This window comes from Devosia sp. LjRoot16, from assembly GCF_964252795.1.
Taxonomy (GTDB): domain Bacteria; phylum Pseudomonadota; class Alphaproteobacteria; order Rhizobiales; family Devosiaceae; genus Devosia_A.
The window spans coordinates 1-14,688 of sequence record NZ_CAXUPH020000006.1; the positions used below are offsets into that span (position 1 = coordinate 1).

General features: G+C 66.8%; 15 protein-coding genes. 5 read left to right on the plus strand and 10 right to left on the minus strand.

The genetic code is table 11. From position 1 onward, the window contains the following. Positions 1-269 precede the first annotated feature (269 nt). Together ACSQ23_RS24130 and ACSQ23_RS24135 are read left to right on the plus strand one after the other, a co-directional pair. Entirely contained in the window at positions 270-701 is a 432-nt protein-coding gene (locus tag ACSQ23_RS24130; RefSeq protein ID WP_436092162.1) for a hypothetical protein, read from the plus strand. Between the two features lie 98 nt (positions 702-799). Continuing rightward, complete coding sequence (locus ACSQ23_RS24135; protein ID WP_055880789.1) at positions 800-1,969, plus strand: AAA family ATPase; 1,170 nt, start codon at positions 800-802, stop codon at positions 1,967-1,969. On the opposite strand, the gene ACSQ23_RS24140 is transcribed toward ACSQ23_RS24135, so the two are convergent. Then, complete coding sequence (locus ACSQ23_RS24140; protein ID WP_436092163.1) at positions 1,970-3,082, minus strand: HD-GYP domain-containing protein; 1,113 nt, start codon at positions 3,080-3,082, stop codon at positions 1,970-1,972. 235 nt (positions 3,083-3,317) lie between these two features. On the opposite strand from ACSQ23_RS24140, the gene ACSQ23_RS24145 reads away from it, so the two are divergent. Continuing rightward, entirely contained in the window at positions 3,318-3,506 is a 189-nt protein-coding gene (locus tag ACSQ23_RS24145) for a DUF1059 domain-containing protein (RefSeq protein WP_055880795.1), read from the plus strand. Between the two features lie 171 nt (positions 3,507-3,677). On the opposite strand, the gene ACSQ23_RS24150 is transcribed toward ACSQ23_RS24145, so the two are convergent. The 7 genes from ACSQ23_RS24150 to ACSQ23_RS24180 all read right to left on the minus strand — a co-directional run bounded on the left by ACSQ23_RS24150 (position 3,678) and on the right by ACSQ23_RS24180 (position 8,604). Then, positions 3,678-4,877, minus strand: a complete 1,200-nt coding sequence (locus ACSQ23_RS24150; RefSeq protein ID WP_055880797.1) for a CCA tRNA nucleotidyltransferase — start codon at positions 4,875-4,877, stop codon at positions 3,678-3,680. Beyond that, the gene (locus ACSQ23_RS24155; RefSeq protein WP_055880800.1) at positions 4,874-5,542 is read right to left on the minus strand and encodes a CoA pyrophosphatase; all 669 of its coding nucleotides are present in this window, start codon (positions 5,540-5,542) and stop codon (positions 4,874-4,876) included. The genes ACSQ23_RS24150 and ACSQ23_RS24155 overlap by 4 nt, the downstream gene beginning before the upstream one ends. A gap of 90 nt (positions 5,543-5,632) precedes the next feature. Further along, positions 5,633-6,430 carry an ADYC domain-containing protein gene (locus ACSQ23_RS24160; protein ID WP_436092164.1) on the minus strand — a complete coding sequence of 266 codons (798 nt, stop codon included), beginning with the start codon at positions 6,428-6,430 and terminating at the stop codon, positions 5,633-5,635. A 72-nt stretch (positions 6,431-6,502) separates the two neighbouring features. Next, on the minus strand, positions 6,503-6,802 hold the full coding sequence (locus ACSQ23_RS24165) for a hypothetical protein (protein ID WP_436092165.1): 300 nt from the start codon (positions 6,800-6,802) through the stop codon (positions 6,503-6,505). A gap of 143 nt (positions 6,803-6,945) precedes the next feature. After that, the gene (locus ACSQ23_RS24170; RefSeq protein WP_436092166.1) at positions 6,946-7,506 is read right to left on the minus strand and encodes a GNAT family N-acetyltransferase; all 561 of its coding nucleotides are present in this window, start codon (positions 7,504-7,506) and stop codon (positions 6,946-6,948) included. A 389-nt stretch (positions 7,507-7,895) separates the two neighbouring features. Then, complete coding sequence (locus tag ACSQ23_RS24175; protein WP_436092167.1) at positions 7,896-8,225, minus strand: hypothetical protein; 330 nt, start codon at positions 8,223-8,225, stop codon at positions 7,896-7,898. Next, positions 8,215-8,604, minus strand: coding sequence for a DUF4336 domain-containing protein (locus tag ACSQ23_RS24180; protein ID WP_436092168.1), 390 nt, complete (start codon positions 8,602-8,604; stop codon positions 8,215-8,217). The genes ACSQ23_RS24175 and ACSQ23_RS24180 overlap by 11 nt, the downstream gene beginning before the upstream one ends. Positions 8,605-8,640: 36 nt before the next feature. Here ACSQ23_RS24180 and ACSQ23_RS24185 point away from each other — a divergent pair, with 36 nt between their 5' ends. Further along, complete coding sequence (locus ACSQ23_RS24185) at positions 8,641-9,213, plus strand: TetR/AcrR family transcriptional regulator (protein ID WP_436092169.1); 573 nt, start codon at positions 8,641-8,643, stop codon at positions 9,211-9,213. A gap of 2 nt (positions 9,214-9,215) precedes the next feature. Here ACSQ23_RS24185 and ACSQ23_RS24190 read toward each other — a convergent pair whose 3' ends face one another. Further along, the gene (locus ACSQ23_RS24190) at positions 9,216-11,639 is read right to left on the minus strand and encodes an autotransporter outer membrane beta-barrel domain-containing protein (protein ID WP_436092170.1); all 2,424 of its coding nucleotides are present in this window, start codon (positions 11,637-11,639) and stop codon (positions 9,216-9,218) included. Positions 11,640-12,093: 454 nt separating this feature from the next. Here ACSQ23_RS24190 and ACSQ23_RS24195 point away from each other — a divergent pair, with 454 nt between their 5' ends. After that, entirely contained in the window at positions 12,094-13,698 is a 1,605-nt protein-coding gene (locus ACSQ23_RS24195; RefSeq protein WP_436092171.1) for a winged helix-turn-helix domain-containing protein, read from the plus strand. Here the strand turns inward: ACSQ23_RS24195 and ACSQ23_RS24200 are convergent. Next, on the minus strand, positions 13,648-14,607 hold the full coding sequence (locus ACSQ23_RS24200; RefSeq protein ID WP_436092172.1) for an alpha/beta fold hydrolase: 960 nt from the start codon (positions 14,605-14,607) through the stop codon (positions 13,648-13,650). The genes ACSQ23_RS24195 and ACSQ23_RS24200 overlap by 51 nt on opposite strands. Positions 14,608-14,688: the final 81 nt, after the last annotated feature.

The window sequence follows — 14,688 nt, forward strand, 5'->3', positions numbered from 1 at the left end:
CTTGGGCTCCCCCCTCCACCAGCTTCGCTGGTCCCCCCGGGGTGAGGCCTCTGGCCTCGTCCCCTCCCCCGCCACGCGGGGGAGGATCATGGAGAGATTTGCGCATGACCCCACCCTTACCAACCTTGCCGAAGCTTAAGCCGCCGGAAACTACCGGCGGTCCCGGGCTGCTCCTAGATGCTAGGGGCCGGTGCAAAATCGCACCCTCGAACGGTTCCAGCCAGCGCAACGGAACCGCGCTTCAGCTTCGCTGCTTGTGGAGTTCAAAAATGAACAACGTTCTCAAGGGCAATATTCTCAAGGGCTTGGGAGCCACGGCTGCCGCCGCGGCAATCCTGATCGCCGCCGCCCCGGCCTTCGCTTCCGCCCCGGCAATCTCCCTCGCCAAGCCCAATAGCGGCATGTCGGTCGATAGCTTCGATCCGCAGGTCCAGGTGTTCAACCGCCAGAACATTGCCGACCTGCTGCACGCCAGGTCCGTATCGGTGGTGAAGTTCGATACCGCCTGGAATGATGGTGGCGATGCCACGAAGGCGTTCGACGCGCTCAACGCCAGCGACCAGTCGATCCACCTGCTGCGTGAGGCGTTGAAGGCCGATCCAGCGGCGATGCAGCTCCTGGCCCGCAACCACATCGCAGTCAACCAGGTCGTCGACATCGCTCCCGCCGGCAATGGCGCGGTGCAGCTCTACGTTTCATGAGGCCACAAGCGGTGCGCGGGCCCTGACCCGCGCACCGCTTCTATCCCTTCGCTGGCCGCGCTACACCTCTGCCACGCGAGAGGAGCGAAGCCGGGCCGATGACGCTGACCGATGTCGAGATCAAGGGTTTTCGCTCGGTCCGCAAGCTGCGCCTGCCGTTGCGCCAGCTCACCGTCCTCACCGGCGGCAACGGCGTCGGTAAGACCAACCTCTACCGCTCGCTCGAGCTGCTGCACGCCGCCGCGAGGGGCACCCTGGCCGACGAAATCGCCCGCGAAGGTGGCCTCGGCTCGATCTTCTGGGCCGGCGGCAGGAACCTCTCCGCCGATGGCAGCTTCGATCCGATGTACCGCACCGACGGGTATCGCGCCCACGAGGGTCGTAACCGCCTGACGCTGGAAGCTCGGCTGGAGCTCGACGAGTTTCTGCCCACCTACCGGATCGAGCTGGGTTTCCCCACCCCCGATTCCGCCGCCTTTCCAACCGAAGCGCAGATCAAGGAGGAAACCGTCGAGCTGCGGCAGGGCAAGCGCCCCGTCGCCCTGCTCGAACGGAAGAACAACGCGGTATTCGCCCGCGCCGCCGGCGGTCAGCGCGAGCTGATCGACGAGCGGGCGCTGGCCAGCGAGACGGCGCTTTCGACCGTGCGCGGCGGCTACCCGGAGATCGCCGTGGTGCGACAGGAGCTGAGCAACTGGCGCTTCTTCCACGGCTTCCGCACCGATCCCGACTCGGCGCTGCGGCGGCCGTCGCGCGCCATCACTTCACCGATGCTGGCGTCCAGCGGCGGAAACCTCGCATCGGTGCTGGCGACCCTCCGCCATGTCAGGGGCGAAACCATTGACCTCGATGCGACGATCGGTGCCGCTTTCCCCGGCGCCGAACTGGTCGTGCCACCGCCCGAAGAGTTCGCGCGCTTCGGCATGATCTTCCCCGAAACGCCCAAGCGCACCTTCTGGGCGCACGAACTCTCGGACGGCACGCTGCAGTTCCTCGCCCTGATGGGCGCCCTGCTCTCTTACCGGCTGCCGCCCTTCATCGCCCTCAACGAGCCCGAAGCGAGCCTCCATCCGAGCCTCTTGCCGGCGCTGGCCCGCACCATCGTCAAGGCCGCCGAGCGCGCGCAGATCTGGGTCGTCACCCATTCGCAGCCGCTCGCCGACGCCATTGCCGAGGAGAGCGGCATCGTGCCGCGCGAAGTGATCCGCACCGAGGATGGCACCGCCATCCGCGGCCTCAGCGCGCTCGGCGTGTTCGATGATGAGTGATCAGCCGCGCGGCCGGGTGACGGCGAAGCCGCGCACCACGTCGCCGAACTGCGCCGGCAGCGAGATCCCAAAACTATCGCCGAGCGTCCGCACCGCCGCATAGTCGACCTTGCTGCTGATGCTCATGTCGACCAGCATGCTGATCGCCTCGTGCGGCGTCCGCGTCTCTTTGTAGGGCCGGGTCTCGATCAGCGCCGCAAAGATATCGCAGACGGTGAGAATACGCGTCAGCGGCCCGATCTCAGCGCCGCGCAATTGGTCCGGATAACCACTGCCGTCGAGCGCTTCGTGATGGTGCCGCACCGCGTCGAGCACCAGCGGCGACACCGTGCCGTGCTTGCTCAGATAGTCGAACCCGGCGCCGGGATGCAGTTTCACCGCCTCGAACTCTTCCGGGGTGAGCTTGCCGGGCTTATCGAGGATGTGGCGCGGGATCACCGCCTTGCCGACATCGTGCAGCAGCGCAGCATTCATCAGCGCCGCCGCCTGCCCACCGCCGAGCTTCGCTCCCTTGGCGAACCCCGCGGCGACGCCGGTGACCAACAGGCAATGCTGGAACGTCCCCTCATGGTGCCGGCGCACCGAGGCGAGCCAGGCATCGGCGCCAACCGCCTTGACGCTGGCCAGGACGCCTGCCGCGGCCTGTGACACGGCTTCCATGGACATCGGCGCGTCGCTGAGTATGCCCTCGAACAGCACCTCGAGCGAGCGTTCGGCGTCGGCGATCGACACGCCACCCGTGTCGGCCCTGAGCGCTGCCTCCGCCGCCGCGGAGCGGCGCGCCCGGCCGGTCACCGAATACTCGCGGCGGAGCTCCGCCAGGGCAAACTTCCGCACCATGTGGCGCGTCGCCCCCAGGGCATTGGCCTGCACCCGCAGCAAGCGCTCGCTGCCGCCCTCATCGATCAGGAACGTCCGCGCTTTGATCGCCGGCACCCGGTCGAGCGCATGCTTGAGCCTGCCCACCGAATCCATGTCGCGCAGGTCCGCATCGACCACCACCTGCTCGGCATCGGCGAGGTCGCGGTGGGTCAGCTCCGAAAGCAGACGCACCGGCGCGCCGAGCTGTCCCGCCATGGCCTTGCCGTGCCCCTCCCAATGCGGATCGCACACGAACACCACCGTGCCCAAGCCCTTCGGCTCTGACGTTGCTGCTGGCTCTGCTATTTGCGGCACTTTGCCCATCGTCGGCGATAATCTTGGCTGGTCGCGATCATCACGCCGTACATTCGTAGATGTTTCGTGAATCTTTGAATGCAATTGACCGCGGATCGCCATGTAAACCGTGGCCCTGCCGCTGCCGCATTCCTGGCGCCTTATGTCCTGCCACCAACGATGGAGCATGATCATGAAATCGTTCGAATGTGGCACCCTGGTTCCCGGCTGCACCTGGCACACCCAGGCCGAGGACACCGCGGAAATCGTCCGCCGCGCCGCCGAGCACCTGCGCAGCGCGCATGGCGAAGAGCTGATCCGCCCCAACATGGTCGACGAGATCAAGGCCCGCGTGCACGAAAAGGGCGAGGCGGTACACTAGGGCGGGTAGTTCCTGAGGGCTGCGCGCTTGGCTACCCCTCACCCCAACCCTCTCCCCAAAGGGGCGAGGGGGCGGTGTGGCACCGCCGGTTCACCTCGCGTCCCCTCGCCCGTTTGGGGAGAGGGCCAGGGTGAGGAGCGCCAAGCACACCGGCCCTGGAGAACGGAAGCCCTACCCCCGCCTCACCATCCCCAGCAGCGCCGCGCGATCGAGCACAAAACCGCTCTCGATCCAGGCCCGTTCGAGCCGCTCGAGCGCTTCGCCGAGCTCCCGCCCAGGTGACATGCCGAGGTTGAGGAGGTCGCTGCCGCGGATCGGGAAGTGCGGCACGTCGAGTCGCTGCAGCTGCTCGAGAACGGCAAGCTTGCCTGCCTCGCCCCAGTTCGACAGCGTCGCCGCGACGTCGATGCCGTCTGCCAGTGCGCCGGGATGCCGGTAGGCCGCCTCGTTCAGCTTGAACTCGGCGATCAGCCGCGCCGCCGAAAGGATCGCCTCGGCGGTGCCGATATCGTCGTTCGACAGCCGCCACATCGCCTGCAACCGCTCCGCGCCGATTTCCGACATCAGGATCGCCAGTCGCGCCGTGTATTCCGGCTTCCGCGCCCGCCGCTCATAGCCGTAGAGCAGCCTGATCATTGCCTCGGGCAACGGCAGGATTTGCGCTTCCCGCATCGCCTTCAGCGTATTGGCGATGCGCGGCAGCGCCAGCATGCGGCGCATCTCGGCGCCGACCCGCTCTGCCGCCAGCCGCCCCAGCGTCCCCGCCGCCGCGGCACAGGCGGCGAGCCCATCCGGGTCGAACTGCTCGCCGGCATGGCTCGCCGAAAAGCGGAAGAAGCGATAGACCCGCAGCCGGTCCTCGGCGATCCGCTCGGCCGGCTTGCCGATGAACCGCACCTTGCGGGCAAGGCAATCCTCCACCCCGTGCAACGGATCGAACAGCGTACCGTCCATGCCGGCATAAAGGGCATTGAGGGTGAAATCGCGCCTGAGCGCATCCTGCCGCCAATCGGTGCCGAAGCGCACCACGGCGTGCCGTCCGTCGGTCTCGACATCCTCGCGCAGCGTCGTCACTTCGGCAGTGAGCCGATCGAGCCGCAGCGTCACCGTGCCGTGCTCGATGCCGGTCGGATAGGCTGAAAGCCGCGCCCGCTCGGCCCTGAGGATCACCTCCTCGGGCCTGAGCTCGGTGGCCATGTCGATGTCGGAATTGGCGCGCGGCAGCTCCAGCAGCGTATCGCGCACGATGCCGCCCACCACCCGGGTCCGGCCCTCGGCGCCATCGAGCAATGCCATCATGCGCTGCGTTTCCGGCCGCATCAGCCAGTCGGCGCGCTTGAGGCGTTCGTCGATGTCCCCCAGCTTGTTCAACCGCCCTCCGGGCTCAGGTCCTGCTCTGGGCTCCAATCCCTTTCAGGGCTTAAGGCCAGATCGTGGAAGCGTCGCGTAAGGTTCGCTGTTATGCCCCAGATGACAAGCCCGCTATGCTCGATTTGCCAGGTCGAGTGCTCGCGGCCACCGCGCTTGATGTGGAAGGTCGTGTAGCTGCCCGGCGTCATCAGGTAATCGAGCGGCACCTCGAACACCGAGCGGACTTCGCCCGGATTGGGGATGAAGGGCCGGCTCGGCTCCACCACTGCCACCACCGGAGTGATCAGGTAATTGGTGCCGGTATAGTAGAGCGGCATGAAGCCCAGCACCTTGGCCTCGCCGCGGTCGAGCTGCACCTCTTCCCAGGCCTCGCGCAGCGCCGCATCGGCCGCGTCCTTGTCGGTCGGATCCACCTTGCCACCCGGGAAAGCGATCTGCCCCGAATGCGAGCGGAGCTCGGGCGAGCGCTCGGTATAAAGGATCGACAACCCCTCGGGGCGCCTGACCAGCGCGATCAGCACCGCCGCCGGCACCGGCGGGCGGCCGGGCGGCGTGTCCGGCACCCAATCGGGCAGCATGCCGGCCGCCGCGTCGAACGCTTCCGGTTCGCGCAGCAGCCGGCCGGCGATTCTCGTGATCAGCGCGTCGTCAATCAGGGCCGGCACTCCAGAACGTCTCCCCCGGTAACTGGCAGACTTTTCCGCTAAGGTCATGCGACAAATCAACAACCGTGGCGGCGGCCGCCCGCCCGCGGCCTACTTCGACAGGTTGTAGACGTCTGCCGAAACAGCGCCCTCGCTGCAGGCTTCGGGGCCGAGCTTGCCGGCGAGGCGCGGACAGGTCCGAGCCAGATCCGCGAGCGAGATGTTCTCACGAATCCGCACATGCGCCACACAGGCCGCGCCTTCCGGCGTCCACGCCGCCTCGAAGCTGAAGCCGGGCTTCCGCTCCGCCTGCTGGATGCCGGCATCGTCGAACATGTCGATGAGCGTGCCGTCCTTGGTGGTCGCCGTACCGTCGCCGCAATAGTCCGCGCGAATCATGTGGATGCAGGCGTTGTAGCGATCCGCGTTAGAGACACCGTCCGGCCCGACCTCCCATGGCCGATAGCCGAAGCGCAGGCACTTGCCCTGTGCGCCCGAGGTGCAGGCGAGCACGAACTCGCCCGGCTCGGCCGGGTGGATGGTGCCATCGTCGGCGGCACGTCCGGCGATGGCGTAGCCCTCGCGCAGCCCGTCGGCAGATGGCAGGCAATAGGGCTTGTCGGTATCGGCATAGCGCAGGTCGTTGAGCTGCAGCCTGCCGCTGGCGTCCCGCGGGTCGGGGCGTACGCCCTTCAGTTTGACCCGGATGGTGGTGTCGCCATCCGAATAGGTCAGCACCATGCCGATCAGTTCCGTCCCCTGCCGCGTCGTTCCATCCGACAGGGTCGCCCGAAAACTGCCCGCCGCGGCCTCGATCGCGGTAACGGTCGGCGCGGGCGGCGTCTGTGCGGTGGCAGGTCCAATGGACAGCAGGGTGCAGAGCAGCGCACAGAGCGATGTCAGGGACATGAAAGGGGGGCTTCGCGTTCGGGGGAGCGATGGTATTCGCCGGGGACGATCATTCGTCCCCGGCGTCGTCGATCAGTTGGCCAGTTCGACCGCGATCAGCTTCATCGGCTTGACCAACGCACCCGTGGTGTTGGCGCCGTTGGGGTCGATGCCATTGGGATCGATGCCATTCGGGTCGATGCCATTCGGGTCGATGCCATTCGGGTCGATGCCATTCGGGTCGATGCCGTTCGGGTCGATGCCATTCGGGTCGATGCCATTCGGGTCGATACCGTTGATGGTGGTGCCATTGTCGGCAATGCCGGCATGAGCCGGAACACTCGCCGAGAACGCGAGCAGCAGGGCAGCGAGAACAAGAGATGCACGGATCATTGCAGTTCTTTCAAATGAGGAAGGCGGGCCGGTTGTCCGGCGTTGCGCCGTTGCGATACGGCGACCTAGCTCGATTGAAATGAACCGTTGCTGACGGCCTCGTTCAAGCGCGGCCGACCCCGAAGGGCCAGCCGTTCCCCTTGCTACGAGCGTTTGCCGGCGCCGAACGCCTTGATCGGGCCCGCAAGCCGCACGGCCATCGTCGGGTCGTTGGAGTAGACCAGCACCCGGCTCGGATCGACCGGCCCGGGAAACTCGATGGCGCCCAGCTGCGTCGGCACCCAGCCGAGCGGGCAATAATAGTCGCGGTCGCCGACCAGCAGCACGAAGCTGCCCTTGCCGCGCTCCAGCGCGATGCGGGTGACTTCCCTCGCGAGCAACTTGCCGGCGCCGCGTTTGCGGAAATCCGGGTGCGTCGCCAGTGGGCCAAGCATGTAGCCGTCAATGCCGCCGACGCTGATCGGGGTCATCCACACCGAACCGCAGGACTGCCCGTTCACTTCGGCGATGAGGCTGAGCGTCGTGTCGATCGGGAAGCGCTCGCGCACCCGGAACGCCGTCCGGGCAAAGCGGCCCGGGCCGAAGGCAAGCGCCTGCAGGTCCTCGACGAACTGGTCGTCGGCAGGAGTAGCAAAGCGAATGGTGGGCAGGCCGAGTTGCGGAGGCGCTGCTTCAGCAGCGACGGAGACGGAAGGCGCGATCATGTGACTGGTCCAGGAACAAACAAGACGAGGACAAACGTACCGGCCCACTTAAGCCGGCTGCCGACCGATTACGGTCGTCGGGTCACCTGAAAAGCCTTCTCCATCCTGGACGCCTCCTGACGTCTGAAAAGCGCATTAGCATCGTGTCGGCCAACGCGTCCACGCAAAATTATGGACCTGCAGTCAAATTTCAAGACCGCCTCCGCAGATTCTGCCCGCCCGCGTCACAACGCCTTGCAGGCGCTACCGGTTCACCGGAGCGCTTTCAGGAAAAGTTGCAGACTTTTCCGGTTCGAAAGCGCGACAAACGTCAAGCCATGTAGGGACGGGTTTGTGTCGCTGGTTTGACGCCGAAACGACCATTCGAGGGTCAGTTCGGGGCCCTTCCCTCACCACTTCACCAGCCACGCAAAAGCCCGCCTGAGGAAGGCGTGGCCGTCCCGTCTGACCGGCGTGCCATGCGCCATCAGCACGTTGCTGGCGCGCCAGGCGAGGATTCGGCGGAGCGCTGCCCGCGCGGCGCGCTTGTCGGAAAAGGCGACACGAAATTTCCGCGGCACCGAGGGCTCGTCCGCCAGCATCAGGTCAAGCCGCGCCACCAGGGCGCGCCAGCCCTTGAACCAGCCGGGCGGGAACTGTTGCAGGAGGTCGGTGAAGATCACCGTGCCGCTCGGCCGGTGGAAGGCTACCGCCTCGGTGGTGATCCGGTTACCGCGCACCAGGACGACCTCGATCTCGCCGGTCCAGCCGGGTACCGGCGTGTTGCCGAGATCCGCCCCGAACCTGAGGTCGGCTCGCTTCTCGCGGACACCCGGCCGCCAGCACCTGGGCGACCGGAAAGGCGCGATGCCAGTCGGCAATGAAGCTGTCATGCAGCGAGTTGGGCGCCACGAGGTAACGGATATTGCCCAGCACCTCCACTTCGCCGCGCAGTTGCGCCGTCAACGCGACCGGCGACCAGATTACCAGGTCGCCACCCGCCAGCCGGATCACCGTCATGCGGGTGGGATAGTGAAAGCCGGCCGCGGCAGTGACCACCGGCCCATCGACAATCCAGATCTCCGGGCCGAACGCTTCCCACATCTCATAATCCCGCATCTTCACACCCGTATAAAATTACACTACTGTGTACTTATGACAACCCCGAAGCGAACCGACCGCTCCCGTGCCCTGATCCTCGAGGCTGCCGACCAGGCGTTTCGTGCGCTGGGCTTTGCCAACACCTCGATGGAAGAGATCGCGACGCGGGCCGGGCTGACCCGCAAGACGCTCTACAACCTGTTCAGCTCCAAGGATGAGATCGCCCTGCAGCTGATCGCCCGGGTCGAAGCCGGCGACGCCGGCTATCGGGCCCGCATCGCCGCCAACGAGGACGTCCTGCCACTGCTGGCCGCAGTGTTCCTCGACAGCGCCGGCTGGTGCCTTGCCAACCCTTCGCTCGCCCGCCTGGCGCTGAGCCCCGCCGAGCGCCCCTCGGTGGCGCCACCGCCCGATCGTCCCTCGTTCCAGCGCCTCATCCGCGACATCCTGGTCCTTGGCCAGCAGCAGGGCGTCATCCGCCGAGACGAGGATCCAGACTTCATGGCGCTCGTCCTGCTCGGCATTTACGGGCAGGCCATGCTCACCGCGCTCGCCACCGGCAGGTTCAGCGAGGCGGATATCCGCCGCATCATCCGCCTCGTCGTCGAGGGCATCGGCAGAACCTAGCCTCAGAACTGCCCGCCCAGTCCGGCCCTCAGAGCATGCGACTGGCCGTCGACCGTGAGATCGCCGGTATAGCTCGCGGAAACATCCAGCCCCTCGGCCAGGTCGAGGTCGAACCCCGCCTCGAGCAGTAACGAGGCCGCGGCGGCGGGGGTGGCTGCGATAACGAATGGCGAGCCGCCGTTGAACCCAAGATGCGCGGTGGGCGCCTCACCAAAACCACGACGCCAGCCGATGCCACCGCTGAATGTCGCAAGACCACCCTGGCCCACCACGAATTGATACGCGCCACGCAGACCCAGCGTGGCGAAGGATTGGTTGACCACATCGGCTTCACCCGACAGGGCTGCGCCGCCGCCATTGCCGGTCTCTTCGAAGGCCTCGGTCGCCTGGACGACATGGCCCAGCCGCGCAAACGGCGTCAGGCTCGCGGCGCCGAGATCGAACTCATGCTCGAGCTCGGCGACCACCTGGCCGGTCGTAGCCCCGTAGTCGGCAGTCAGTGTTTCGTTGAGCCCCAGCCCCACTTCGCGGCTGGTCGAGATGGCGTGCTGCGTCGCCGTCCCGGCGAGCGAGAACCCGGTGTCGCCCCAGTTCGTCCCGGCATAGAACCCCGCGCCGATGTCGGCGGTCGTCGCCTCGGTAGCGCGATCAGCGATCGAGACGTTGGTCTGTCCCAGCTGCGCCGCCAGCCCCACCTGCCAGTCGGCGACGGTCGCATCGGCCCCCAGCAGCAGCCCGCCGCTGGCCTGTTCGGCCTCGGCCGCGTTGCCGTCGCTGCCGAGTTTGCCGAAGCCACCATAGAACTCGCCCCACATCGCGTTGCCGCCGCCCGCCTCCGGCAGTGCCGGTAGCGCGGCATAGCCGCTGACGGCGCCGGAACCATCGAGCGTCCGCGCTGCATCCAGCCGCTGCACCAGCGCGTCCGACACCAGCCCGGCATTGTCCATCAGTACGCCCTTCAGCGTCGCATGCCCCTCACCCGAGAGCACATCGAACATCGTCTGCGCTTCGGCTTGGTTGAGGCTGAGAACGGTCCTGTAGGTGGCATTGTTGATATCAAGCGCCTGGACTGCCGCCGCGGCCTGCGACTGGTTCGCCGTTTTCGCGACCTCGGTGAAAGCCAGATCGTTGCGGGTGAACTTGAGCCCAACCAGGTCGGAGCTGCCTACACGGGTGACGGCGATCGACGGCGTAACGAAGGCATAGTCTGAGATGATGTCGCCGAAGCCGTCATAGAAGCCGCCGTCAGCGCTGAGGATGGTGTAACCGCCTCCCCCCAGTGCCAGCGGCCCCACGCCACGCTTGATGGCGATGTCCGCCCCCTCGACATAGGCGATCCCCATCACCTGGATCAGGTCGCTGGAACCGGAGTCGATCTCCACCTCATAGGTCGAGCCCGGGGCCATATAGAGGTTGCCCTCCACCGCCAGCGTGCCGATCCGATCTTTGCCCGGCGCGATCACCCCGCCCCCGACCACGCTGACATTGCGGACGACGCCTTCGCCGCTCAACCGGCCCTTCGAGGTCATGTCGCCGCCGAGCCAGCCATCGACCATCAGTTCGCCGCCGACGACGCTGATTTCGCCGGTGAAGTCACGGCTGTTGCCGGTCAGCACCGTCTTGCCGGGGCCCAGCTGCTCGATGACTCCGATGCCGGAGATGTCGGTGTCCAGTTCATAGTTCGCGCTGCTGTGGTTGAAGATGAGTCTCGCTTCCCCGTCGGTCAGCGAGATGCTGCCGGCCTTGAGCGTCCCGGCGGCGACGGGCGCGCTGGTCGCGGCCGCGCCGATGTTGAGCTTGCCCGCCGCACCGATATTGATGTTGTCCGCACTGAACCGCCCGCCATTGCTGATGGTGAGGTCCGCCTGTCCCATGCCGCCGAGGTCGAGGCTGCCGGTATTGGTCCAGCTCGAACCGGGGCCGTCGACCACCACCTGGCCGATCGTTCCTGCGCCGCTGGCGACCGAGGCCCACGTGCTGCTGAGGGTACCGCCGCCCCTGATCTCGACGGCGCCGTCGCCGTCAACGGCGACCCGGAGGAACTCGGTTTGCAGCCTCGAGCCGAGGCCATCGATCACGATTTTGCCGTCCCCCTCAGCCAGGGAACCCACCTCGGAGCTTGCCGCGCTTAGCGTGCCCCCGTTGCTGACCTCGACCGTGCCCTTGCCGTTGAAGCCTACCTTGAGGTGGTTGGCACTCAGGACCGACCCCGGGCCGGTCACCATGACGAGGCCGATACCGCCCGTGGTGCTGTCGTACCCTTGACCGACATAGGCGGTGCCGCCGATGCTCACCTCGCCGCCATCGCTGATGGCAAGCGTGCCGGAACCAAAGACAGCCAGATAGATATTGTCCACGGTTGTGAGGGTGGACCCGGAGCCGCTCACCTCGACGACGCCGCTACCGAGGCCCGTACCTATGATCACTTGGCCGCTCAAAGCGTCGGCGCCACCCGTAACCTGGGCCGCGCCACCACGGTGGATATACGAGCTATGAACCGAAGTCGGAACACTGCCGAGATCCCAGTTACCTGGGTCCAGCCAGTCGCCCGAGTCGGGATTGACCCACTGCGCGGCGCTAGGGTCCACGGCCCTCGCCGGCGACGCGCTGAGCGCCGTCGCCGCCAAAAGCAGCGCTGACAGGCTGCACACGCGCCGCAACGCACGCACCGCCCCTGTGTTCGCCGACCATTGGTTGAACATGACTGCCCCCTGCGCCAGCCCGAAAATAGAGCCGCGCCTCCTCTTCTCACTGCCTCCGAACCGAGTCCTGAAAGCGCAGGCGCGGCATTCTGAAATTTTTCTGAAATTCGCGTCTTTTGCTCGGGGCGCTTGCAATAGCAGGACCGGCAAGGCATCGAGTGCGCCGGGAGTTTGGGGCATGGCGACGACCCGGTTTGCCGGATTTGAGCTGGACGAGGAGCGTGCCGAGCTGCGCGGTCCCGATGGCGCGCTGGTCCGGCTGCGTCCCAAGACCTTCGAGATGCTCCGCCTGTTCGTCGCCAACGCCGGCCGCGTATTGAGCAAGCAGGAACTGATGGAAGCTGTCTGGCCGAACATCCATGTCGGCGAGGACGGGCTGTTCCAGTGCATCCGCGAGATCCGCGCCGCGCTTGGCGACGAGCAGCGCCAGATCATCAAGCTGGTCTCCGGCCGCGGCTACCTGTTCGTGCCCGCGGTGGAGGACGACGCGGCGCGCCCGCCACCGGAACCGACAGCTCCGCGGGGCGGTTGGCCGTCGCGCGGCCGCCTCGCCCTGGTCGCGGGCCTCGTCGCTATCGCAGGGATCGCCGCCTTCGCCGCGGTGAACCTCGCAGCGACCTCGCCCCCAACGATCGCCGTCGTGCCGATCGTCGATGCCACCTCAGCCGGCGATGGCGGCTCGCTTGCTGCCGGGGTGACCGACGAGTTGGTCGATGGCCTCGCCCGCATCGACAACCTGCAGGTGCTGGCGCCTGGCGCCGGCACCCCCGCCCAGTTCGAGGTGCGCGGCGAACTGCTCAGGACCGCCAGCGCCTGGACGCTGAAGCTCCGTGCCGTTCGCACGGCGACCGGTGTGGTCGAGTCCGTCGCCACCGCGAGCGTCGATACTGCGCTCGAGCCCGAGCTGCAGGAGATTCGGCTGGCCGCCGGCGCTGGCGACCGGCTGGCCCGCTGGCTCAACGAGGTGCTCGAGGGCGGCACTGCCGGCGCAGCCGAGCCGCCGCCAGGCGTCCGAGTTGCCATCGAGCAGGCTTCGGCCTCGATCAACCAGACCTCGCGCGAGCGCTTCGCCGTGGCGCAGCTGATGCTGAAGACCGCCCTCGCCACGGCGCCCGACAATGTCGACCTGCAGGTGGCGCTTGCGGGGCTGCAGACCCGGGGCATCCAGATGGTCTGGTACGACGAAGCCGAAGCCGCCGCGGCGCGGGCGAACGGTGAGGCGATGCTCAGGCGCGCCATAGCGCTGCGCCCACGCTCCATCGCCGTGCTTGAAGCGCAGTGCCGGTTCCTCGCGGCCACCAACGAGTTCGTCGAAAGCCTGATTGCCTGCGCCCGCGCCACCAGCTTCGACCCCTGGAATGGCTCGGCGCTCTACCAGACAGGCCTCGCGCAGGTGTTTCTCGGACGCTTCGAGGATGCGCTCATGAGCTTTGAACAAGCTTATCGTTACGACACGCCGACAGTGTCGCGCTGGACCTGGCTGCTGGGTATCGGCTGGGTCAATGTGCTGCTCGGTCGGGACGCCGAAGCGGCACTCTGGCTTGAACGTTCGATCGCCGTCACGCCCGCCTCCGGCCGAACGCACCTGATGCTCGCCACCGCCTATCAGCGCCTCGGCCGCACCGCCGACGCCAGGGCGGCGTTCGCGGCCGGCATGCTGTTGCGGCCCGGCTCGACCGCCGCCAATGTCGAGCCGCCGGCGCGCAATGTCAGCCCGGCTTTCCTCGAAGCGTCAGCCCGGGTGATGTCCGTGCTGGTGGAGCTCGGACTGCCCGAGCGCTGAGTGTACGTTCTGCTTGCTGCTGCCGAGCTGCTGCTTGCTGCTGCCGAGCTGCTGCTCGGTGCGCCGGATGAACGCGCCGATCAGCGGCGTCGCGACCTCCGAGTGGGTTTCCAGCAGCAGGTGCCCGCCATCTAAAATGTGGGCCTCCATCCGCGGCAGGTCCTGCATCCAGGACAGCGTTTCGGCGATATCGAAGAACGCGTCGTGCCGCCCCCACAGCATCAGCGCCGGCGGCTGGTAGCTCTTGAGGTACTCGGCGATCTCGTCGAAGCGCTCGGCATAGCGGCCGTAATCTCGCAGCAGCACTCGCTGGGTGTCCATCCGCCCGGGCAGGTTCATCACCCGCCAGTCCTCTTCCCATTCGGCTGCCGGAATCTGCGCCGCCACCTCCGGCGGCACGCCCATCACATACTGGTCGCGCATCCCCTTGAGGCTGAGCACCGACATCACTTCGGCGGTATTTTTCGGCGTCGGATGGGCCCAGAACTCCAGCGAGTTCTCCCAGAGCGGGCCGAACCCGGTGCGGTGCACATTGGCATTCTGGATGATCAGCCCACGTACCAGGTCGGGCGCCTGCATCGCCATGTGCAGCGTCGCCGCCGCGCCGAAATCATGCACATAGAGATAGCGCGGCCCGACATCGAGCCGCTCGAGCAGTTCGGCGATCGCATCGCCAAAGCCGCTGAGCGATGGTGACGCCAGCGGCTCGGATTCGCCATAGCCCGGCAGGTCCGGCGCAATCAGGTAGGCCTCACCCGAGAGCTCGGTCATCACTGTTTCGAACATCCGCGCCGCGTTGGGAAAGCCGTGTACCAGCACCACGGCTGGCTTTGACGGCTCGCCGGCGGTGAGGAACGACAGCTCGGTGCCTCCCTTGAGGCGAAGCCGTTGACGAGTTGGGGGTGTCATCTTCAAACTCCTTTCCCGGTTATCCATGATGCCGGGCTAACGCCAGGCAGCGCCGCTTGGCTCCATCAGCGCGAGACAAAG

Excerpts from the sequence above, each read along its gene's own strand:
- ACSQ23_RS24170 (WP_436092166.1), bottom strand. The coding sequence starts at position 7,506 with ATGATCGCGCCTTCCGTCTCCGTCGCTGCTGAAGCAGCGCCTCCGCAA.
- ACSQ23_RS24200 (WP_436092172.1), bottom strand. The coding sequence starts at position 14,607 with ATGACACCCCCAACTCGTCAACGGCTTCGCCTCAAGGGAGGCACCGAG.
- ACSQ23_RS24130 (WP_436092162.1), top strand. The coding sequence starts at position 270 with ATGAACAACGTTCTCAAGGGCAATATTCTCAAGGGCTTGGGAGCCACG.
- ACSQ23_RS24165 (WP_436092165.1), bottom strand. The coding sequence starts at position 6,802 with ATGATCCGTGCATCTCTTGTTCTCGCTGCCCTGCTGCTCGCGTTCTCG.
- ACSQ23_RS24135 (WP_055880789.1), top strand. The coding sequence starts at position 800 with ATGACGCTGACCGATGTCGAGATCAAGGGTTTTCGCTCGGTCCGCAAG.
- ACSQ23_RS24195 (WP_436092171.1), top strand. The coding sequence starts at position 12,094 with ATGGCGACGACCCGGTTTGCCGGATTTGAGCTGGACGAGGAGCGTGCC.
- ACSQ23_RS24160 (WP_436092164.1), bottom strand. The coding sequence starts at position 6,430 with ATGTCCCTGACATCGCTCTGTGCGCTGCTCTGCACCCTGCTGTCCATT.
- ACSQ23_RS24145 (WP_055880795.1), top strand. The coding sequence starts at position 3,318 with ATGAAATCGTTCGAATGTGGCACCCTGGTTCCCGGCTGCACCTGGCAC.
- ACSQ23_RS24180 (WP_436092168.1), bottom strand. The coding sequence starts at position 8,604 with ATGCGGGATTATGAGATGTGGGAAGCGTTCGGCCCGGAGATCTGGATT.
- ACSQ23_RS24185 (WP_436092169.1), top strand. The coding sequence starts at position 8,641 with ATGACAACCCCGAAGCGAACCGACCGCTCCCGTGCCCTGATCCTCGAG.